The sequence below is a fragment of the Peptoniphilus stercorisuis genome (genome assembly GCF_017874395.1).
In the GTDB taxonomy this organism is placed as follows: Bacteria; Bacillota; Clostridia; order Tissierellales; family Peptoniphilaceae; genus Anaerosphaera; species Anaerosphaera stercorisuis.
The window spans coordinates 35342-57230 of record NZ_JAGGLJ010000012.1 but is presented as its reverse complement, the minus strand read 5'-3'; the positions used below and the strand labels follow the sequence as shown (position 1 = coordinate 57230).

Sequence of the window (21889 nt, the reverse complement as noted above, 5' to 3'; positions counted from 1 at the left end):
ATGTTTTCCCATAAAAAAATAACACCTCCAAAGTTTTCTAAATTAAGTATATTATACTTTTTATTTAGTGTGTACTCTAGAGGTATTATAATCATAAGGGTGATCTTTTTTTACATAAATATTGGAACTCCAGGTCCTAATGGAAGTTTAAAGAACATCCAAAAGGCCATTAGAATAGTCCAAAATATTAAAAAGAATATAGAATATGGAAGCATCATTGAAATTAATGTTCCAAGACCTGATTCTTCATCATATTTTTTTAGAAAAACAACAATCATTGGAAAATAACTCATAAGTGGAGTTATTATATTTGTTGCTGAGTCTCCTATTCTATATGCAACTTGAGTAAGTGCAGGTGATAGTCCTAGATTTGACATCATCGGCACAAAAATCGGTGCCATTATAGCCCATTTTGCTGAAGCTGATCCCATAAATAAATTTAAAAATGCTGATAATAATATAAATAATATTATTAAAGGAAGACCTTTAAGTCCTATTGCATCTAAAAATTTCGCTCCATTATAAGAAACTAAAACACCTAGATTTGTCTTTCCAAAATAAGCTATAAATTGAGAAGCAAAGAATGAAAGAATCATATATCCTCCCATTGATTTCATAGCCTCAGTCATAGCTTCTACTAAGTCATGAGAAGACTTTATCTTTCCAGTTGTCTTTCCATAAATAAGTCCTGGTATTAAAAATAATAATAATATTGCTGGTATAAGTCCATTATCTAAAAATTCCTTTAAAGTATTTTTTCCAATATCTTCTTGGAATGATCTAAAGGCTGCATTTTTAGGAAACATTAAAAAGCTCATTATAATTACATAAACTATAAGTCCAATAAGAGCTTTTTTTAATCCTTTATTTTCAAGCTCTGATAATTCACTATCATCTGATTTATAATGTCCTGTATATTTTCCTAAATTAGGCTCTACAATTTTATCTGTAACTAAAGTTCCAACTATTGTTAGAAATATTGTTGATACAGCTAAAAAATACCAGTTACATGTTGGCGCAAGTTGCATATCAATACCTGATGCTAATAGCGCTTGATTCGTAATTCCTGTAAGAAGAGGATCAGTAGTTCCTATTACAAGATTTGCTGAAAATCCTCCAGATACACCAGCAAAGGCTGCTGCAATACCAGCTAATGGATGTCTTCCTGCCATAGCAAATATAATAGCTCCAATTGGAACTACTACAACATATCCAGCATCTGATGCAATATTTGAAATAATACCTGCAAATACTACAATAGGTGTTAAATATCTTGGATTGGCATTTATTAGTAGTTTCTTAAGACTTGCATTAAATAATCCAGTCCATTCTGCTACACCAACTCCAATCATAGCTACAAGCACAGTACCAAGTGGTGCAAAACCAGTGAAGTTTGTAGTTGCTGAGTTAAAAATGTAAAAAAGCCCATCTTTATTTAATAAAGATACTGCTGATTTTGTAACTTCTTCCTTTGCCTTTGCATCAAAATAGGTAACACTTGCTCCATTTTTAGCTACAAAATGTGATATTACAATAACTATTACTGATAATAACACGAATAACATTGCAGGATGGGGTAGTTTATTACCTATTTTCTCAATACTCTTTAAAAATCCGCCAATTTCTTGGTCTTTTTCTCTTTTCTTCCTTACCATATTGCCTCCTTTGTTTTTTATATTAAATTTATTATATTATATATTATACAATTTTGGCAATTATTATAATTTGAAATTTTAAAAAAACATTAATTTTTAGATTTATATTAATACATCAAGCGCTAAATAAACTTCAAGTCTAAATCTGTATTTTATCAGCTTTTACAGCTTTTATTTTTTATTTTTTTTGGCATAACTGATATAATATATATTGATTACGTTTTCCTTTTTGGAGTTCTGCACTTTTATTACTTTTAACTGTAATTTTATATAAATAGGTGATAGAATGTATTTATAAGGTATATTAGAGAAATTAAGGAGGTATATTTATGGCTGAATATAGTGCATTTGATGTTTTAGGACCTATTATGATAGGACCTTCAAGTTCACACACTGCAGGTGCTTGTAGAATTGCAAGAACTGCTTTAAAAATTTGCGGAAATGATTTCAAATCAGTAGACTTTTTACTACATGGTTCCTTTGCTTTAACTTACAAAGGACATGGAACTGATAAGGCTTTAATTGGAGGTATCTTAAACTTTGATACAGATGATGAAAGAATAAGAGACTCTTTTAATATTGCTAAAGAAAAAGGTATAGAATATTCTTTTAAAACAACTGATTTAGGTGAAAAATATCATCCTAATACTGTAAAGATAGTTTTTCACTATGAAAACAAACCTGATGAATATGTTATTGGCACATCTATTGGCGGAGGCGCTATAACAATTGTAAATATTGATGGAATGGAGATAGATTTTAGAGGAGAATTCCCTACTATACTTCTTCAATATGACGAACAAAAAGGTGCAGTAGCTTATGTTTCATCTTTATTAGCAGGTAATAATTACAATATTGAATCTATAAATACAAAAAAAGATAAACTTAAAAATATTGTTACACTAACTGTAGAAATCGACAGAGAGCTTTCAGATAATTTAAAAGATGCTATTTTAAAAGCTGACAGATTTAATATTACAAAATACATGGGGGTTTAATTATGTATAATACTGCAAATGAAATTATAGAAGTATGTAAAGAGAAAAATTGTCACATTTATGACTTGGTTTTAGTAGAAGAGATGAAAAATTCTAAAAAATCTGATGCTGAAATCTATGCTCAATTAATTGAAATAATAAATGTTATGGAAGCTTCTGCAATTGAAAATCTAGAAAAATCAAATACTACTAATTTTGGTATGACTGATGGTTTTTCAAAAATGTTTTTTGATTATCAAAAGGAAAAAGAACCTCTTGTTGGCAAGTTTTTAGTTAGAACTATGGCAAGAGCTTTTTCAACAGCAGAAGTAAATGATCAAATGGGTAAAATTGTAGCTGCTCCAACAGCAGGATCAGCTGGTATTATGCCAGCAACAATTGTCTCAGCTAAAGAAAAATACGGATTTGACGATGAAACTGTAGCAAAAGGACTTTTAACTTCTATTGCCATTGGTCAAATTATTGCAAAATATGCAACTTTTGCAGGAGCTGAGGGTGGATGTCAAGCCGAATGTGGTTCTGCATCTGCAATGGCAGCAAGTGCCCTAGTAACTATGGCAGGTGGTACACCTGAACAAGCTCTTCACGCAGCAAGTATAACATTAGTAAATGTTTTAGGTCTTGTATGCGATCCTATAGCAGGTTTAGTAAAATATCCATGCACTTTTAGAAATGCCTCTGGAGTTATGAATGCATTTATTTCAGCAGATATGGCGCTTGCTGGAATAACATCTATTGTTCCTTTTGATGAAGTTGCTCAAGCAATGGGAGAGGTTGGGCGTTCACTTCATGAATCATTAAGAGAAACAGGAATAGGTGGTCTTGCAGGAACTAAAACTGGTCAAAGGATTAGAGAAGAGTTTTTAGGAAAAAATAAATAATTTAAAAAATCAAAAGGAGAGTTAGACATGGCTAATGAAAAGAAAAAGATGGGCCTAATCCCTAAGCTCATTATTGCTATTATTCTTGGTATTATAGTTGGAACTCAATTACCAGCAATAGTTACTCAAATTGCAGTTACTATTTCCTCAAACTTTGGTAAATTCTTAAACTTCATAATTCCATTAATGATAATGGCATTTGTTACAAAGGGTATATCAGATTTATCTGAAGGTGCAGGAAAATTACTTCTAGCAACAGCTGGACTTTCATACCTATCTACATTAGTAGCAGGTTCTGCTTCATACTTTATGGCTAAATCAATCTTCCCAAGTTTTATCTCTAAAGAAATGGCAGCTGATATTACAGAAGCAACAGGAAGAAGTTTAGAAGCAGTATTTGAAATTCCACTAAACCCTATTATGGATGTTACATCAGCACTTGTACTTGCATTTATGATGGGACTTTGTATTTCAATACTTAGACAAAATGGTTCAGGACAAGGATTTTACAAATTAGTTAATGAATTTAGCGATATTATTAATATGGTTTTAGAAAAGGCAATTATTCCATTACTACCACTATTTATCTTTGGTAACTTCGCTAATATGGCTTACTCAGGATCAGTATTTGCAATACTACAAATATTCGTAAAAATATTCGTTTGTATAATTGCACTACACTTAATCTATTTAGTAGTTCTATTTCTTATTGCAGGAACTTACTCAAAGAAAAATCCATTTGCTTCATTTAAAAAAGCAATACCAGGATATTTAACAGCAGTTGGTACACAATCTTCTGCAGCTTCTATCCCAGTAAACGTTGAGTGTAATAAAAAAATTGGGGTAAGTAAACAAATAAGAGAATTCGTAATTCCTCTATGTGCTACATGCCATATGCCAGGATCTATAATTACTCTTACAGCATGTGTATTTACATTACTTCACATGTATCAAATGCCACATAGCTACGCTCTTATGATTAAATTCATAGGAATACTTGGTATTGCTATGGTTGCAGCACCAGGTGCTCCAGGAGGAGCTGTTATGAGTGCTTTACCATTTTTACCAGTTGTAGGTATTCCATCTGATGGACCACTTGCTTCAATCTTGATTTCCCTATATTTAACTCAAGATAGTTTTGGTACAGCAGCTAACGTAGCTGGAGATAATGCTATTTCAATGATAGTTGAACAAGTTTATTACAAACACATAGTTAAAAAGCCAATTCCTGTAGAGGAAGACTAGGAGGTTTTTATGAAAGATCTTGTAAACAAATTAGGTGAAAATATAACAACAAAAATTAAAGAAGAGAATTTAAGTCTTGATGAAAGTATTTCTCTTCTAGAAAAAGTTGAGACCTATGTACTTGACAAATTAGTTTGTGAACATGAATCTTGTAAACCTGGTGAGAGATATGTTTTAAAATTCGAAGGATATCTAGAAAATTATTCAAGTAAAAAAATTGCCTATTCTCTTGAAAGAGCAGCTTCTGCTCTTGGAGATAACTCCTATATAAACCAATCTGATATTTCACTAATCGTAAGAGATGTTGAAAGAAACTTTGGTGATAGAGTAGTTATAAAATCTTCAGAACTTAGAAAATGGGTTAAAAATTCACTTGATACTAATGGATATGGATTTTTAAAAGAAAAATATTCAGGCTAATAAAAAAGACTTAAGATTTTATCTTAAGTCTTTTTTATTTATACAATTAATCTTTAAATCTTAAATATTATAAAAGCCACTTGGCTTTTCAGAAGTATTAATTATAATATTTTTAACTTGTGAATAAGCATCAAGGATCATCTTGTGAGTTTCACGGCCAATTCCTGATTTTTTGTATCCTCCAAAAGGAGCTCCTGCTGGAATTGAGTTATAAGTATTTACCCAAACTCTTCCAGTTTCCATAGCTTTAGACACTCTTATTGCCTTATTAATATCTCTTGTCCAAACTGCTCCACCTAGACCATATTCTGAATCATTAGCCATCTTTATTACATCTTCTTCATATTTAAATTTAATAACAGATGCAACTGGTCCAAAAATTTCCTCTCTTGCAACAGTCATATCATTAGTTACATTAGTAATTAGTGTTGGCATCATAAAGAATCCATCACTTAATTTATCTTCTAATATTTGACATCCTCCAGCAGAGATTTCTGCACCCTCATCTTTTGCAATATCTATATATTTTAAAATCTTACTTACTTGTCCTTTGTTGATTTGTGCACCCATTTGTGTCTTTGGATCCCAAGGAAGTCCTACTTTTACTTTTTTAAATTCTTCTACTGCCCTTTTTACAAATTCATCATAAATATCTTCTTGAACAAAGATTCTTGAACCTGCACAACAAACTTGACCTTGATTAAATAATATTCCAAGTAATAGTCCATCTATTGCAAGATCCATATCACAGTCCTTAAAGAATATATTTGCACTTTTACCACCAAGTTCAAGAGTTGCTGGAATTAATTTATCAGCTGCAGCACGTGCTACATTATATCCAACTTCTGTTGATCCAGTAAAGGCAAACTTACTAAAGCCTTCATGATCTAGCATATATTGTCCCGATTTTGAACCTGAACCTGTAATTATATTTATAACTCCAGCAGGAACAATATCTTCAATTAATTTAATAAGTTCTAAGACTGATAATGAAGTTGTACTAGATGGTTTTAAAACAGTACAATCTCCTGCAGCTAAAACTGGAGCAAGTTTCCATGCTCCCATTAAAAACGGAAAATTCCAAGGAACAATTTGTCCTACCACACCCAGTGGTTCCCTTAATACAAGAGAAAGATTATCTTTATCAAGTACATTTAAGCTTCCTTCGTCTGCTTCTATGACTCCTGCAAAATATCTAAAGTGATTTGCAGCTTCTGGTATGTCTACACCTAATGTTTCACGAATAGGTTTACCATTATCAAGAGTTTCAACCATTGCAAGGTGTTCTGCATTTTCATCAATTACATCTGCAATTTTATTAAGTATTTTTGCTCTTTCTTGTTTTGTAGTTTTGCTCCATTTAGGAAATGCTTCCCATGCAGCTTTTACAGCTTTATCTACATCTTCTGCAGTAGCCTGAGCTATATCTGCAAGATGAGATCCATCTGCTGGACAATATGCTTTCATTGTTGCTCCATCAGAAGCTTTTACCCATTGTCCTCCAATAAATAAGGAATACTCTTTTTCAAATTTTACATCTGGTCTTTTCAAAATTAATGCACCTCTTTCCATATCTATAATTAAGTAGATGAATTATAGATATAATCTATTAAATATATTTACAACGTCCTATATTGTTCTACTTAATTTTAATTTACCCGATTAAATTAATGAATATGCAATGTTTTTAAAAGTTAAATTTTTAACACAATAATTTAGTCTATCTTATCTAAAAATTTATTGGAGATTTTCCATTGATACTCAGGCTTATGGGATTTTATTATTTTTTTAATTATTTTATTATTTTTTTAATTATTTTATTATTTTTTAATTTTATTTAAAAAAACCATAGAGATATCCCTATGGTTTAAACTTAATTAAATTCAATTGTATTTAAAAAATCTTTAAATTCATTATAATCTATTGCAAATCTTTCATCTAAAGTAGTAAATATTAACATATATAACTTATCTTTATATATAAAAGAGACCCTGCTTGATTTTAATAAAAGAGGATATTCTTTTTTATACTCAGATCTACAAGATATTAAAGGTGCATCATATTCTCTTAATCTGTACTTTCTAACTTCTACCTCTTTAGTTCTTTCATCAAAAGTTTTTTCAAGTTCTGATTCAATAAAATCTTGAACTTCATTTTCATTATTTTTTAAATTTTTGTATTTTGGATTTTGACTTACATATACTCTAATATTCATAGGATAGTATTCACCCTTTATCTTTACTAAAAGAGCCTCTGAGTTTTCTTCATAATCCCTTGGAAATACATCATTACAATCAAGGCCTAGATTATTTAAATCTTCCTTAATTATATCTTCACTATCTTCTTTATTTTCAGAAAAAAGTATAGTTAAATCTTTTGGGTATGTAAAAGAAACATCAGCAATATTAAATTTGTTTTCCTCTTCATCTATTGAAAATTCACTTACAACTTCTGATTTATATGCTTCTTCTTTTATTTGTTTACTATCCACCTCTTTGCTATTACAAGATGTTAGCGTAGATATAACAATAAGTAATAATGATAAAATTATGCCTTTTTTTAAATTTTTCATAAAATCCTTCCTTATTAATTATACCTTAAACTTTATTAAAGTAAAAAATTCTATATAAATATGTTTAAATCTAGAGATTTTGACATTTCAGAAAGAATTTTCTTTCCTCTTACACTATTTCCAGAACTATCAAGCCTTGGTGAATATGTGCATATCCCACACTTTCCAGGGATTATTCCTATAATAGCTCCACCTACACCGCTTTTTGATGGAAAACCAACATCTATAAGATACTTTCCACTTTCTTCATACATTCCACAAGCTGCCATTAAAGCAAGAGTTGTCTTTACTACTTCTTTATCTATTAAAACGTCTTTACCATCTAGAGATTTACCTCCATTTGCAAGAACAGCAGCAATATGAGCAAGCTCTTTAATATTTAAACCTATTGCACAATTTCTAATATAAAGATCTAAAATTCCCTCAGCATCATCTTCAATTATTCCAATACTTTTTAAATAATAAGCAATTGATCTATTTATATCAGTAGTTTTCATTTCTGAGTGATATATTTCTTCTAAGAAAACTACATCATCACTATCTGATAATTTCTTTAACTTATCTATAACCCTATTAAATTTTTCATCTACATTACTTCCCTTTATTAAAGAACAAGTTGTAATAGCACCTGCATTTATTAATGGATTTGCCGCTTTTTCCTTAATCGGTCTAATAGAATTAAACTTGTATTCCGTAGGCTCAGTTCCAACCTTAGAAAATACCTTCTCCTCTCCAACATCTTCAAGAGCCATTATTAAATCTATTACCTTTGAAATACTTTGTATTGAAAATTTAATCTCACTATCTCCACTTGTTACAATATCTCCATTAGTCTTTACAAGACATACTCCATAATTATCCGCCCTTACCTTTGCAAGTTCTGGAATATATGTTGCAAGACTACCTTCATTCTTTAAATATTCACTATTTGAAACTGCCTCTTCCATTAAAACTTTAATCTTTTTTAAATCCATTATTGCACCTCCAAAGTCAAAAATATCTGCTAATTATATTATAGTAGATAATCAATATCTTTTTAAACTTTTTTTATTTATTATGTATAATAGTCAATTATTATAGATATATATTGAAAAATGTAATTTATTTGGGTATATAATTAATACTAGGAGGGATATTTTGAAAAAATCAATTTATATAGATAATATGACATGCGAACACTGTTCAGCTAAAGTTCAAAAAGCTTTAGAAGAAATTAATAGTGTAGATGAAGTTAAAGTTTCTTTGTTCAGAAAGAAGGCAACCGTATCTGGTGAAGACTTAAATGATGAAATATTAAAAAAGGCAGTTACAGATGCAGGTTACAAGGTAACATCTATCGAATAATAAGGAGCTAAGCTCCTTATTTTTTTATATAAAAAGGAGGATTTGAAATGCTACTTAAATTTATAAAAAAATACTTAATACTCATTATTACAATTTCAACATTAATTGTCATTTCAGCAGGATATGCCTTTAGTAAATCTCTTAAAAAAGAACCTAAAATTGTCCTAAAAAAAGCAATTGAAAATATTGAAAAAGAATTTATAAATACAAACGATGACTTCATACCTATAATAGACAACGAAAAATTTTATAAAGCACTTTTAAAAGATGGAAATTTCACAAATGAATTTTCTATGATTTCAAAATGCAATAAATCAAATAATATATATAAAATAAATAGTTTATTCAAAAGAGAATTAACTGCCAAAAAAGCTCTTTCAGACATATATGTATCAAAAAATGATGCACCTCCAATAATTATAAATAATAGATTCCTAGATAATAAAGCCTATCTTCATAGCGAAAACATAGACTCTAACACCTATGAAATCAACCTTTCAAATTATGGAGAAGAACTTTTAAACTCAGACCTATTATCTAAAGAATATAAAGATAATATGGACAAAAAAGACATTGAAAATATAAAAAATATTAAACTTGACCTTTTTGTATATCCAAATACATTAGGAGCTTTAAAAGATTATTATTTATCTTTTGTTGATTTCAACTTACAAGAAATGTTAAACGAAAACAGATTTAAAATAAATGATGCACCTGAAGAAATTAAAGAAAAATACAATAGTTCTTCCCTAGAAGAATATAATCTTGAAATTTCTTACTTTGATTTTAAATACCTATTACTTAGCACCTTAAACTTTTACGAAAATCTAATTTCTACATATAGTATAAGTTATAATATAGATCTTGATGAAAATACACTTCATGCTTCTCTAAGAGAAAAATCCGAAGAAATACTAGACAAATATCAAGACAAGGGAATTATTAATGCAAAATTTTATATAAATGAATCTGAAGAACTACTACTTGTAGATATTACTAAAACAGTAGTTTTAAATGCTCATCACGATAAATACGAAACAAATAATGTCTTAAAACTTTCATTTAATGGAGAAAAAAACTTAACAGATAATATTGAACTTGAAATATTTGATTTAAGTGGAGAAGATTTTAAATATAATAGAACTTTAGAAAATAATAAAAACTCAAATAAATTATTAAGTAATATACTAATAGACAACGAAGAAATACTAAATTCTAAAAGTACTTTTAATGAAAAATCAAAGGAATTCAACTACAATCTAAATCTAAAAGAAATAGACTATAGATTTAATAAAAATATCGCAATAGATATTAATGGAGTATTTAGCGATATTACAGACAATGCCTTCGCTTTTAATATTAATTCTCTAAATTATATTAATCCAAAAAGCGATAAACACTTTACTATGAATGGAAAGACTTATCTTCTAGCAGAAAAACCTACTATAGTCCCTTCAGAAAAAAGTGTAGATATCTTTTCTCTAAATAATGATGAATTTAATTCTCTACGAGAAAAAACATTAGAAAAACTTAAACAATATATTTATATAAATCCTTTAAAGATTTTTAAAATTTAAAACTAGAATTTAAGCCTATGGACATAATAGTTCATAGGCTTATTTTATTATTAAGATATTCTTAATAGAATTGTAATTTCTTTAATTTATAATAATCAATGAAAAGTATATATTAAGTATGTTTTTATTAAAAATAAAACTACTTATTAATAATATATAGAAAGGATGATTTTTTGAAAAAATTTTTAAGGGCATTTATATTTATATTTGTATTGATGTTTTTTATAAAGTTTGCCTTTTTTGATAATAATGTAAGGCTTAAAAGATTTATAAGTGCTCATAAAGAAAATACTTTTACTACTAATTTTAATTATAGTGATGAGCAAAAACAAATATTTGATAATAATATCTCTAGTAAAAGTGCAATTGTAATTAATCTAAATACTAAGGAGATTATTTATTCTAAAAACCCAGATGAAAAAATATACCCTGCTTCTCTAACTAAAATAATGACTACTATTATAGGTATTGAAGAATATGATAATATCAATGAATTAGTAACTATTCCAAATAATATTTTTGATAATCTAGCATATACTCATGCCTCTATTGCAGGATTTAAAGCCTTAGATAATGTATTATATAAAGACTTATTATATGGAGCGATGCTTCCTTCTGGAGCTGATGCAACTTCTAGTATAGAATATTTTATTTCAAAAGATGAGGCAAATTTTGTTAAGCTAATGAATAAAAAAGCTAAAAAATTAAAAATGAAAAACTCTCATTTTAGTAATTCTTCTGGACTTCATAATAATAAAAACTACTCTACTGTAGAAGATTTAGCTAAACTTCTTTCCTATTCTCTTAATGATGGAGATTTTAAGGCAATATTTACTAAAAATAAACACACTACTTATAATGGTCTAGTTTTAAAAAGTAGTTTTTTTAATTCTGTTGAAAATAATTCCATAAGTAATAATTATATTTTAGGTGCAAAAACAGGTTTTACTCCTGAGGCTGGTCTTTGCCTTGCAACCTATGGAATAAAAAACAATAATGAATATATTACTATTACAGCTAATGCTTTAGGAAATAACCATTTAGAAAACACTCATATTTTAGACAATATCTATCTATATAATGAGGTAATAAAATAAGCCACCAAAGGTGGCTTTATTTTAGTTATTTAATTCTAATAATCCCTTTTCAAAAATACCTTTCCAATATGTATTATAATAATTTGTTTCAAATTCTATAATGTTTTTATTTTCTGTATTTTCTTTTAAATAATTATTATATGTTTTTCTAAGTTCATCTCTTTTTTCGTCAAATTCACCATCTTCAAACATATTTTCTTCTGATCCTGAATATTTGTTAAAGGGTGCTATTAAGTCAAATTTTGCAATTATTCTAATTTTTCTATATAAAAAATCTTCTATATTAATCTTCTTTTTTATATCATCATCAAAAATTTCTAAATATTTAATCATAAAATTATCATATTCTTCTTTGCTTAAATTTTTTTCTGCATCTTTTCTACTTACTGTTCCCATTAAAATATCTTTATTGCTAATTTCTGCAGATTTAACTTTTCCATTTATTAAATCCATTTGATTATTTGTAAATTTTTTAAGCATTAAATATTTTCCAATCTTTCTTCCTATAAAGATAGTAAGTATTGCTATAACTAATCTCATAAATGCCTCCTATTTTAAATAAATTTTTTCATTATTTTTGTAAACTAATTTTTATGTGCCATTTTTAGCCATTCTGGGTATTAAATTAATATCTATTCTAGAGATTTTAACATTTTTTCACCTATTTTGCAAACCTTTACAAGGATTCTAAATTTGCGAAGTAGGACACTTTACTATAAACTATATAGTAGGTGAGCTCAAAAGTTAGACTATTTATACAGAAAGGAATTATGAAATATGATTGAATTTAGAAATGTTTCAAAAATTTATCCTGGCAATCAAGTAGCTGCAGAAAATATAAATATCAAAATTGAAGATGGACAATTTGTCTGCTTCATAGGTACTTCAGGCTCAGGTAAAACTACATGTATGAGAATGATAAACAGAATGAATGAACCCACTTCTGGAGAAATTCTAATTGATGGAAAAAATATAATGGAATATGATCCAGTAGCATTAAGGCGTGAAATTGGTTATGTTATTCAGCAAATTGGTCTTATGCCACATATGACTATTTATGAAAATATAGTTATGGTTCCAAGACTTTTAAAATGGAACGAGGACAAACTTCGTCCACTTGCTGAAAATTTAATTGAAAAAGTTGATTTACCTATTAGTTATCTAGATAAGTATCCTTCAGAATTATCAGGAGGACAACAGCAAAGAATTGGAGTAATTAGAGCTCTTGCTGCTGATCAAAATATTATACTTATGGATGAACCCTTTGGAGCACTTGATCCAATAACAAGAGATTCACTTCAACAACTTGTTAAAAAACTTCAAAGAGAACTAGGTAAAACTTTTATATTTGTTACTCATGATATGAATGAGGCTCTAACTCTTGCAGATAAGATAGTTATTATGGATAAGGGAAATATTATTCAACAAGATACTCCTGAAAATATACTAAAATATCCTGCAACAGATTATGTTAAGGAACTTCTTGGTGAAGAAAAACTAAATGAAGCTAAAACTTCTTATAATACTGTAGAGACAATTATGATAAAAAATCCTATCTCTATATCAGAAGATAAGACAGCTTATGAGGCTATTTCTCTAATGAGAGAAAAACGTGTTGATACACTTTTTATTACAGATGATGACAATTATCTAAAAGGTGTAGTTGGAATATTTGATCTTGGAAAAGTCGGTAGAAGAAATCCTACTATGAAAGAAATTATGACTAAGTCCTTTGCTATTTCAAATGACACTAAAATTATTGAGGCAATACATCAATTTTATGTATTGAAATTTAAAAACCTTCCAGTTGTAAATGAAAAAAATCAACTTGTTGGCCTTGTAACTCGTGCTTCAATAGTTGATACAATTTATACTAACTTATGGAGTGAGGACGACGAAAGCGATGATGAACCTTTAGTTGATGAAGATGATAATTTCCAAGAATTAATTCATGAGGCTCAAGGTGATAATAATGATTGATTTTCTTACAAATAATTATATAGAAATCTTATTTAAAGCTGTAGAACATTTATATATTTCTGCATTTTCACTTTTTTTAGGTGTAATTGTTGCAGTTCCCATTGGAATATTAATTACAAAATCACAACTAGGAGCAAAAATTGTAATGGCTGTAGCATCAGTACTACAAACTATTCCATCCTTTGCCCTTCTTGCAATAATGACTATTATAGGTGTTGGTAAAAAACCTGCTATAATAGCACTTTTTATATATTCCCTACTTCCAATTTTAAGAAATACTTATCTTGGAATAGTAAATGTAGATCCAAATCTAATAGATGCTGCTAAGGGAATGGGAATGACTGAAAAACAAATTTTATTTAAAATAAAAATCCCAATGGCAATGCCTGTTATTATGAGTGGAATTAGACTTTCTGCTGTATATGTACTTGCTTGGGCAACTCTTGCTTCCTATATAGGTGCTGGAGGACTTGGTAATTATATATTTACAGGGCTTCAAAACTATATTCCTGCAATGATTATTTGGGGAACAATTCCTGTAACTATTATGGCATTACTTGCAGATTTTTTACTTGGAAAAATAGAAGAGAAACTTTCTCCTATTAAAAGTTCAGGAGGTGCAGTAAGTGAAGCTTAAAAAAATATTTTCAATATTTCTATGTGCTTTAATCTTAACATCTTGTTCCCTTCCAGGTCTTGGTGAAAATGCAAAAAAAGATATAGTAATAGCATCTGGAAATAATACTGAAAAACAAGTTTTAGCAGAAATCCTAAAACAAATGATTGAACATTATTCTGATGATTTAAAAGTAGATATAATAAATAATCTCGGTTCTACTACTTTAATTCACACAACTATGTTAAATGGAGATGTGAATATTTCTAGTGGAATGTATACTGGTACTTCCCTAACAGGAGAACTTGCAATGGATCCTATTACAGATCCAGAACTTGCAATGGACACTGTGCAAAAGGGATATAAAGAAAGATTTAACAGAGTTTGGTTTCCATCTTATGGTTTTGCAAATACTTATGCCTTTATGGTTCGTGAAGATTATGCAAAAGAACATAATTTAGAAAAAATATCAGACCTTGTAGATTTAAAAGATGATATGAAAGTTGGAGTAGACACAGCTTGGATGGACAGAAAAGGTGATGGCTATGAAGACTTCAAGAAAAAATACAGCTTTGAATTTAAAAATATTTATCCAATGGAACTTGGATTATTATATTCAGCTGTAAAAAACGAAGAAATGGATGCAGTCCTTGGATATTCAACAGATGGTAGAATAAATTCTTACAAGCTAATATTGCTTGAAGATGATTTACAACTATTTCCAGCTTATGACTGCTCACCTGTAGCATCTCAAGAAGTCCTTGATGAGCATCCAGAACTTGAAAATATAATTATGAAATTAATCGGAAAAATAGATACAGTTACTATGCAATCTATGAACAAAAAAGGTGCAGAAGACCAAATAGAACCAAAATATGTTGCAAAAGAATTTTTAGAAGAAAACAATTATTTTGAAAATGAGGTGACTAAATGATTGCGAAATTAATTACCTACTATTATGTAAATGGAGCATATGTTTTTGAACAATTTTTAAGACACTTTTTAATTTCAATATATGGTGTACTCTTTGCAAGTCTTGTTGGAATACCTTTGGGGTTTTTCATATCTAAAAGATTTAAACTTTCAAAAGTTATTATAGGATTTGCAAATGTATTACAAACAGTACCATCTCTTGCTATGCTTGCAATACTAATGCTTGCTATGGGAATTGGTTCAAATACTGTAGTTATGGCAGTATTTTTATATAGTTTACTTCCAATATTAACTAATACTACAACTGGAATAAACTCAATACAACCAGAAATCCTAGATGCCGCTAAGGGAATGGGAATGACAAGACTTCAACGTATTATAAAAGTTGAACTTCCTCTTTCTATTTCTGTTATTATGGGTGGTGTTAGAAATGCCCTTGTAGTTGCAATAGGTGTTACTGCAGTAGGTACATTTATTGGAGCAGGTGGACTTGGAGATATAATCTCAAGAGGAATTGATGTTGCAAATGGAGAGGCAATTATCCTTGCAGGAGCAATACCTACAGCTATTATGGCAATTTTGTCTGATGTAATACTTGGTAAACTTGAAAAGAAACTTATGCCAAAAACTGCAACTAGAATTAGTTAATAATCAAACTAATTGTAATAATTTGTTCATAATTTCTTAGGTTTATATTACCCACTTCATAGTATTAAATCCTTGTATTTATCTAAAATATCAAGTATAATTTATAGAAAATCACATCAAAGGAGGCCTTAATCTTGAGTATCTTAAATACAGTCAAGAGCAACTGGAATAACATTTGCACTTACATTCAAAAAATGTCAAATATTTCCAAATCTATGAGATCTTTCCCTATTTGTTAGAAAATGTTTTGTAATATCTAAGGGAGGATTAATTAAAAAATGAAGAAGAAATATTATTTATTGACGATCGCCGTACTACTAGTTGGAATTTTATCTGGTTGTGGAAATAATTCAGGTAAAGACACATCACAAGACACATCTTTAGCAGATATAAAAGAAAAAGGTGAAATAGTCCTTGGTACATCTGCTGACTATCCACCATTTGAATGGCATATTATAGATGGAAGTAGTGATGAAATTGTTGGTGTTGATATTGAAATTGCTAAAAAATTAGCAGATGATTTAGGTGTCAAACTAACTATCAAAGACATGTCTTTTGACAGTTTATTTCCAGCACTAAATTCTAATGATATAGACATGATAATCGCTGGCATGGTTGTCGATGAAGATAGACTTAAAGCCGCAGACTTTTCAGACCCATACATTGAACAAGGTCAAACTATCCTTGTTAGAAAAGAAGACGCTAATAAATATAAGTCTGTAGAGGATTTAAGAGACAAGAAAATTGGCTCTCAACTAGGCTCTACACAACAAAAATATGCAGAAGAAAACTTCGGTGCAGAAATTGTTGGAATTCCAAATAATAATAATCTAATTATGGATCTTAAAAATGGAACTTTAGATGCCGTTTTTATGACATTATTACCAGCTCAACAATTTGAAAACTTAAATGAAAATTTACAAATTATTGACCTTGGTATTCCAAATGAAAATGGAAGCTGTGTAGCTATTAGAAAAGGTAGCACTTCACTTTTAGATGAAATCAACAAAAGCATAAAGAATTTAAATTCAACAGATCAAGTTGATAACTGGTTCTTAGAATATCAAGAACTTTCAGAAAAGAGTGCTAAATAGGAAATTATTCCCTCTTTCACTAGAGGGATTTTTTATTTTTAATAGAATACAACTTAACATTTAGGAGGAAAAATGAACTTTATACAAAGTCAAATTGAATTTATTAGAAGATTTGGAACATCTTATTTATCAGGAGCTATTGTAACCTTAGAACTTTCACTAATTGGTGTAATTCTAGGACTATTAATTGGATTATTGATTTGCTTTATGAGACTTAGCAAAAGTAAAATCTTAGAAAGAATAGCTACAATTTATGTAGATATAATTAGAGGAACACCAATGCTTGTTCAACTTTTTATTTTCTATTATGGACTAAAATCAATTATTCCACAAAATACATTATTTTTTAGAAACTCTATGTTTCTTTGCTCCGTAGCAATTTGTATTAACTCTTCAGCTTATATATCAGAAGTTTTAAGAGGAGGAATACTTAGTGTTAATAAAGGTCAAATGGAAGCTGCAAGATCTCTTGGCCTAAGTCAAAAACAAGCAATGCAAAATGTAATATTACCACAAGCATTAAAAAACATATTGCCATCTCTTGTAAATGAATTTATCTCATTAATAAAAGAAACTGCAATAGTTTTAAATGTTGGTATAGCTGATTTAACATATAGCGCAAATGTTATAAGAGGTACAACTTTTGAATCAATAAGACCTTTTATATATTCTGCAATAATATATTTTGTAATGACTTATAGTCTTTCAAAAGCTATGAAAGCACTAGAAAGGAGACTTAGCGCACAATGATTAAGGTTGAAAATTTAAAAAAATCCTTTGGTAATTTAGAAGTACTAAAGGATATAAATGCTGAAATAAAAGACGGAGAAGTAGTAGTTATACTAGGACCTAGCGGAAGTGGTAAATCTACATTTCTAAGATGTTTAAACTTACTAGAAACTCCAACATCTGGACATATTTATCTTGATAATGAAGAAATAACAAAAAAAGATATTAATATAGATAATGTTCGTAAAAAAATGGGAATGGTTTTTCAACAATTTAACCTATTTCCAAATAAAACAATACTTCAAAATATAACTCTAGCTCCAATTCTGACAAATACAATGACAGAAGAAGAAGCAAATAAAAAAGCAATCGAACTTTTAGAAAGAGTTGGACTTGTTGATAAAAAAGACTCTTATCCTAAGCAATTATCAGGTGGACAAAAACAAAGAATTGCAATAGTTCGTGCACTTTGTATGGAGCCTGAAATAATGCTTTTTGATGAGCCAACATCAGCTCTTGATCCAGAAATGGTAGGAGAGGTTTTAGAAGTTATGAAGTCTCTTGCAAGAGATGGAATGACAATGGTTGTTGTTACTCATGAAATAGGATTTGCAAGAGAAGTTGGAGATAGAATAATCTTTATGGATAAAGGATATATTGTAGAAGAAAATATTCCAGAAGAAATTTTAGATAATCCAAAAGAAGAAAGAACTAAAGACTTTTTAAGTAAAGTATTATAAATAAAAACCACTAGATAATCTAGTGGTTTTTTTATTAATCAAATTTCACTTATATGAAATTATAAAAATACCCAAAATACTTTTACTAATCAAAATGTATTTTTGGCAGTTGTAAATCAAATTTTACAGCAATCATTCTACTTGCAAAAACTATTATTGCTGTAAAAATCATAAGTAAATCAGCAGGAATAATATATCTAAAATAAATATAAAAGACCGCTCCAATAAAAGATGACATTGCATAAATTTGCTCCTTAAATACAAAGGGAACAGAATTCGAAAAAATATCTCTTATTATCCCACCACCTATTGCTGTTACCATTCCAACAAAAATAAGTAAAAATTTATCATCAGTATATCCAAGCGCCATAGCTGTATTAATTCCAGTTACAGTAAAAGCTCCAAGACCTATTGCATCAAGAATTATCATAAATTCCTCATATATCTTTAGTGCATTTGACTTTAAAAGATCTACATTAAAATAAAATATCACAAATAATATTACTGATGACATAACAGCAAGAATTGCATAAAAACTATCTACAAACATACTTGGTGGTTCAATTCCAAGAACTATATCACGAGTACATCCTCCACCAAGAGCCGTGACTACTCCAAGGACAATTACACCAAAAATATCCATCTTTTTTCTAATTCCAATCATTGCTCCAGAAGATGCAAAAGAAATAGTTCCTATTATTTCTAAAATCACATCTATATTCTTATAATTAAACATATAATTCTCCTAATTGTATTTTAATTAATTATACTATAATTTCTGAAACTTTGTACAAAAAAAGAAGGCTAAGCCTTAATTAGTACATTTTAAAAATTTTTATTTATTTTTTCTTTTAATAAATAATTCAAATCAGCAATAGTTTTAGTCACTTCAATTTTTCTAGCATCTAAATCTAAATCTAATAAATTTCCACTAGCATGATTCAAAGGATTTTGATTTCTTAACTTATCAGCATCATCTATTATCTCCTCATATCCATCTATATCTTTATATACTTTTTTTAACTCAATTTTTTTATAATATTTATTTATATTAGGCACAGTTTTTTTCCAGTTTTTATCAATTTCTAATAAAAATGCAATCCAAGCAGTAAATCTATCAAAAAACGATTTATAGTTTGCAAAAGAATCCAATATATTTCCTGATTTAAGTTCAAGTATATACATCATATAAAGATATATGATTTTATGATCTGTAAATATTTTATCTATTTTCATTAAACTATTATTTAAATAAATCCATTTAGAATCTTTACAATAATTTTTATAATATCTAAATAAATTTTCATCTTCTTTTTCTAATATTTCTAATAACTCTGGATGATTAAATCCTCGCATTGTTAAATATTGAATTAGCGAACACATCTCATTATCTGTCCATAATCCATTTCTTGAAATTTCAAATAATCTGTTTAGCATATTTCTTATAAGTTGACCATCGTAGGTATTTAAAATAATTCTTGTCATTCTTTTTGGATCAATTCTTAATATATTATTATTTTTTAAAATTATTTTATTTAATAAATTTATAATTGAATCTTTATCTTTTGTTATTTTCTTAATAGATAATATTGTTAGTATTTCTTGTGGTTGAAATATTAAATTTTCAAATTTAAAAATTTCATCTACTATCTTTATATACAACTCTAAGTTTATTTCATTACAATTTTCATCAATTTTTTGCAAGTACTTTAATAGAGCTTTTCCATATTCTTCTTCTAAGTTATATTTAATTTCATTAACCTCTTCATCATAAAAAGCTTGTTTTAAATATGAACTTAGATGTTCAATCTCATCCGAAAAACATTTCCTACTATTTAACGTCAAATTTTTTTCTCTTAATATTGAATTGTATTTAGGAAAAAATTCATTAAAAATAGCATTTTCGTTCTTGTCTTTATTTATATTAAATAAAATATATGTATCATCAACATATCTAACAATATGAAAATTTGTAATTTCATTGTTTTGCCTAATATAATTAATGAATTCATCTTCCAAATCATCAAGATAAACAATCGATGCTAAATATGATAATCCAGTTGAAAACTCAACAGTAGGAAATTTTCTTTCTCCTATTGTAAGTAATAATTTTTTTATTAATTCAATTTCATCCTTTTTTTCTTTTAATTCTTCTATATTTAAAATACTATTAAATAATTTATCTATATTTATACTATTATAAAAATCTTTAATATCAAATTTTATAAAGTATTTAAAATCAATCTTCCTAAAATTTATATACTTTACAAATTTGTCATAACTTTCAGCATAATAAATTTTGCCTTCCTCTATATTTCCTTGATAAAATATCATTTTATCAAAATTCTCTTTATTTTTATAATAATCACTAACTTTCAAAGAAAAACAATGAATTATAATATAAATTATAGGTGATACAATAAAAACATTTCTAAAAGATCCATCATCTTTCATGTAATAATGACTACATTTATCATAATTAGGATATATAGTTGCCCATTTACCATTATTTATATATTCATCAAAATAATCTTTTGATTTAATATATTCTATTTCTTTGTAAGATAATTTAGAAAAAGGATATAATTGAATATACATCCTTAATCTTGATTTTTTTATTGAAAATATAGCATCACATGATCTCTTCCATATACTGTAGTTAAATAAATTCATAATATATTCTCCGTAATTATAAAAAAGAAGGCTAAGCCCTCTTTTCTATATCATCTATTAAACTTTCAAGTTCTTCTACACTTTTTACTATATAATCAGCCTTACAGTCTTCTAATTCTTCTTTAGAGCCAAAACCCCATAACACTCCTATTGAGTTTATTCCTGCTCTATGAGCACCATTTATATCTGTAAATCTATCTCCAATCATATAGACCTTTGATCTGTCCTTTACTTCAAGTTTATTTAAAACATATTCTATTATTTCGTATTTTTTACTCCTTGAAGAGCCCTCTGTTGCACCAACAATTAAATCAAAATAATCTAAATCAAAGTGTTTTACAATTTCAATAGCTTGATCTTCAACTTTTGATGTAGCAACGGCCAAAGTATTATTTTTAGAAATCTTTTCAAGTAATTCTTTCATTCTTTTATAGGGAATATTTTCATACTTTCCATATTCTCTATAATACTCTCTAAAATAAACTATTGCCCTATTATTATCCTCATCATATAAGTTAAATTTTCTTTTAAAAGTTTCATTTAGAGGTGGTCCAATGTAATTTTTTAAAATTTCATCATCAACTTTTTCTAAATTCATTTTTTCAAGTGTATATTTAAATGCCTTTAGAATCCCCTCTTCAGAATCTGTAAGTGTTCCATCTAAATCAAATAAAAATATCATTTTTC

Annotated in this window: 22 protein-coding genes; 14 read left to right on the top strand and 8 right to left on the bottom strand. The window is 28.1% G+C overall.

Going from position 1 to position 21889, the window contains the following annotated elements; all coding sequences use genetic code 11:
- Positions 1–110: 110 nt before the first annotated feature.
- The gene (locus tag J2Z71_RS06710; protein WP_210061330.1) at positions 111–1655 is read right to left on the bottom strand and encodes an AbgT family transporter; all 1545 of its coding nucleotides are present in this window, start codon (positions 1653–1655) and stop codon (positions 111–113) included.
- A gap of 329 nt (positions 1656–1984) precedes the next feature.
- Here J2Z71_RS06710 and sdaAB point away from each other — a divergent pair, with 329 nt between their 5' ends.
- Genes sdaAB through J2Z71_RS06690 form a run of 4 tightly spaced genes read left to right on the top strand, consistent with a single transcriptional unit; the run spans position 1985 to position 5199 of the window.
- On the top strand, positions 1985–2653 hold the full coding sequence (gene sdaAB, locus J2Z71_RS06705; protein WP_210061327.1) for an L-serine ammonia-lyase, iron-sulfur-dependent subunit beta: 669 nt from the start codon (positions 1985–1987) through the stop codon (positions 2651–2653).
- 2 nt (positions 2654–2655) lie between these two features.
- A complete protein-coding gene (gene sdaAA, locus J2Z71_RS06700; protein WP_210061319.1) occupies positions 2656–3534 on the top strand; it encodes an L-serine ammonia-lyase, iron-sulfur-dependent, subunit alpha in 879 nt (292 codons plus the stop codon).
- 27 nt (positions 3535–3561) lie between these two features.
- Positions 3562–4779: a dicarboxylate/amino acid:cation symporter gene (locus tag J2Z71_RS06695; RefSeq protein WP_210061317.1), complete on the top strand. Its 1218-nt coding sequence runs from the start codon at positions 3562–3564 to the stop codon at positions 4777–4779.
- A 9-nt stretch (positions 4780–4788) separates the two neighbouring features.
- Positions 4789–5199, top strand: coding sequence for a hypothetical protein (locus J2Z71_RS06690; RefSeq protein WP_210061316.1), 411 nt, complete (start codon positions 4789–4791; stop codon positions 5197–5199).
- Positions 5200–5259: 60 nt separating this feature from the next.
- Here J2Z71_RS06690 and J2Z71_RS06685 read toward each other — a convergent pair whose 3' ends face one another.
- The 3 genes from J2Z71_RS06685 to glsA all read right to left on the bottom strand — a co-directional run bounded on the left by J2Z71_RS06685 (position 5260) and on the right by glsA (position 8745).
- A complete protein-coding gene (locus J2Z71_RS06685) occupies positions 5260–6771 on the bottom strand; it encodes an aldehyde dehydrogenase family protein (RefSeq protein WP_210061314.1) in 1512 nt (503 codons plus the stop codon).
- A 301-nt stretch (positions 6772–7072) separates the two neighbouring features.
- Entirely contained in the window at positions 7073–7771 is a 699-nt protein-coding gene (locus tag J2Z71_RS06680) for a hypothetical protein (protein WP_210061305.1), read from the bottom strand.
- 50 nt (positions 7772–7821) lie between these two features.
- Positions 7822–8745, bottom strand: coding sequence for a glutaminase A (gene glsA, locus J2Z71_RS06675; protein WP_210061302.1), 924 nt, complete (start codon positions 8743–8745; stop codon positions 7822–7824).
- Positions 8746–8908: 163 nt separating this feature from the next.
- Between glsA and J2Z71_RS06670 the strand changes: the two genes are divergently transcribed.
- The 3 genes from J2Z71_RS06670 (at position 8909) to J2Z71_RS06660 (ending at position 11789) form a co-directional block, all read left to right on the top strand.
- A complete protein-coding gene (locus tag J2Z71_RS06670; protein ID WP_210061291.1) occupies positions 8909–9115 on the top strand; it encodes a heavy-metal-associated domain-containing protein in 207 nt (68 codons plus the stop codon).
- A 47-nt stretch (positions 9116–9162) separates the two neighbouring features.
- Positions 9163–10692 carry a hypothetical protein gene (locus J2Z71_RS06665; protein ID WP_210061289.1) on the top strand — a complete coding sequence of 510 codons (1530 nt, stop codon included), beginning with the start codon at positions 9163–9165 and terminating at the stop codon, positions 10690–10692.
- A gap of 173 nt (positions 10693–10865) precedes the next feature.
- Positions 10866–11789 carry a D-alanyl-D-alanine carboxypeptidase family protein gene (locus J2Z71_RS06660; RefSeq protein ID WP_210061287.1) on the top strand — a complete coding sequence of 308 codons (924 nt, stop codon included), beginning with the start codon at positions 10866–10868 and terminating at the stop codon, positions 11787–11789.
- 21 nt (positions 11790–11810) lie between these two features.
- Here J2Z71_RS06660 and J2Z71_RS06655 read toward each other — a convergent pair whose 3' ends face one another.
- The gene (locus J2Z71_RS06655) at positions 11811–12329 is read right to left on the bottom strand and encodes a hypothetical protein (RefSeq protein ID WP_210061285.1); all 519 of its coding nucleotides are present in this window, start codon (positions 12327–12329) and stop codon (positions 11811–11813) included.
- A gap of 237 nt (positions 12330–12566) precedes the next feature.
- Between J2Z71_RS06655 and J2Z71_RS06650 the strand changes: the two genes are divergently transcribed.
- The 7 genes from J2Z71_RS06650 to J2Z71_RS06620 all read left to right on the top strand — a co-directional run bounded on the left by J2Z71_RS06650 (position 12567) and on the right by J2Z71_RS06620 (position 18529).
- Positions 12567–13769 carry an ABC transporter ATP-binding protein gene (locus J2Z71_RS06650; RefSeq protein ID WP_210061283.1) on the top strand — a complete coding sequence of 401 codons (1203 nt, stop codon included), beginning with the start codon at positions 12567–12569 and terminating at the stop codon, positions 13767–13769.
- A complete protein-coding gene (locus J2Z71_RS06645) occupies positions 13762–14406 on the top strand; it encodes an ABC transporter permease (protein ID WP_210061281.1) in 645 nt (214 codons plus the stop codon). Before J2Z71_RS06650 ends, J2Z71_RS06645 begins: the two co-directional genes overlap by 8 nt.
- Positions 14396–15319, top strand: coding sequence for an osmoprotectant ABC transporter substrate-binding protein (locus J2Z71_RS06640; protein WP_210061279.1), 924 nt, complete (start codon positions 14396–14398; stop codon positions 15317–15319). The genes J2Z71_RS06645 and J2Z71_RS06640 overlap by 11 nt, the downstream gene beginning before the upstream one ends.
- Entirely contained in the window at positions 15316–15966 is a 651-nt protein-coding gene (locus J2Z71_RS06635; RefSeq protein WP_210061277.1) for an ABC transporter permease, read from the top strand. The genes J2Z71_RS06640 and J2Z71_RS06635 overlap by 4 nt, the downstream gene beginning before the upstream one ends.
- 278 nt (positions 15967–16244) lie before the next feature.
- Positions 16245–17060: a transporter substrate-binding domain-containing protein gene (locus J2Z71_RS06630; RefSeq protein WP_210061275.1), complete on the top strand. Its 816-nt coding sequence runs from the start codon at positions 16245–16247 to the stop codon at positions 17058–17060.
- A gap of 72 nt (positions 17061–17132) precedes the next feature.
- On the top strand, positions 17133–17810 hold the full coding sequence (locus J2Z71_RS06625; protein ID WP_210061273.1) for an amino acid ABC transporter permease: 678 nt from the start codon (positions 17133–17135) through the stop codon (positions 17808–17810).
- The gene (locus tag J2Z71_RS06620) at positions 17807–18529 is read left to right on the top strand and encodes an amino acid ABC transporter ATP-binding protein (RefSeq protein WP_210061271.1); all 723 of its coding nucleotides are present in this window, start codon (positions 17807–17809) and stop codon (positions 18527–18529) included. The genes J2Z71_RS06625 and J2Z71_RS06620 overlap by 4 nt, the downstream gene beginning before the upstream one ends.
- An 85-nt stretch (positions 18530–18614) precedes the next feature.
- Here J2Z71_RS06620 and J2Z71_RS06615 read toward each other — a convergent pair whose 3' ends face one another.
- From J2Z71_RS06615 to J2Z71_RS06605, 3 genes are all read right to left on the bottom strand, one after another.
- Complete coding sequence (locus J2Z71_RS06615; protein ID WP_210061269.1) at positions 18615–19265, bottom strand: trimeric intracellular cation channel family protein; 651 nt, start codon at positions 19263–19265, stop codon at positions 18615–18617.
- An 89-nt stretch (positions 19266–19354) separates the two neighbouring features.
- Positions 19355–21202, bottom strand: coding sequence for an AbiA family abortive infection protein (locus tag J2Z71_RS06610; RefSeq protein WP_210061268.1), 1848 nt, complete (start codon positions 21200–21202; stop codon positions 19355–19357).
- 31 nt (positions 21203–21233) lie between these two features.
- Positions 21234–21884 carry an HAD-IA family hydrolase gene (locus tag J2Z71_RS06605; RefSeq protein ID WP_210061266.1) on the bottom strand — a complete coding sequence of 217 codons (651 nt, stop codon included), beginning with the start codon at positions 21882–21884 and terminating at the stop codon, positions 21234–21236.
- Positions 21885–21889 lie beyond the last annotated feature (5 nt).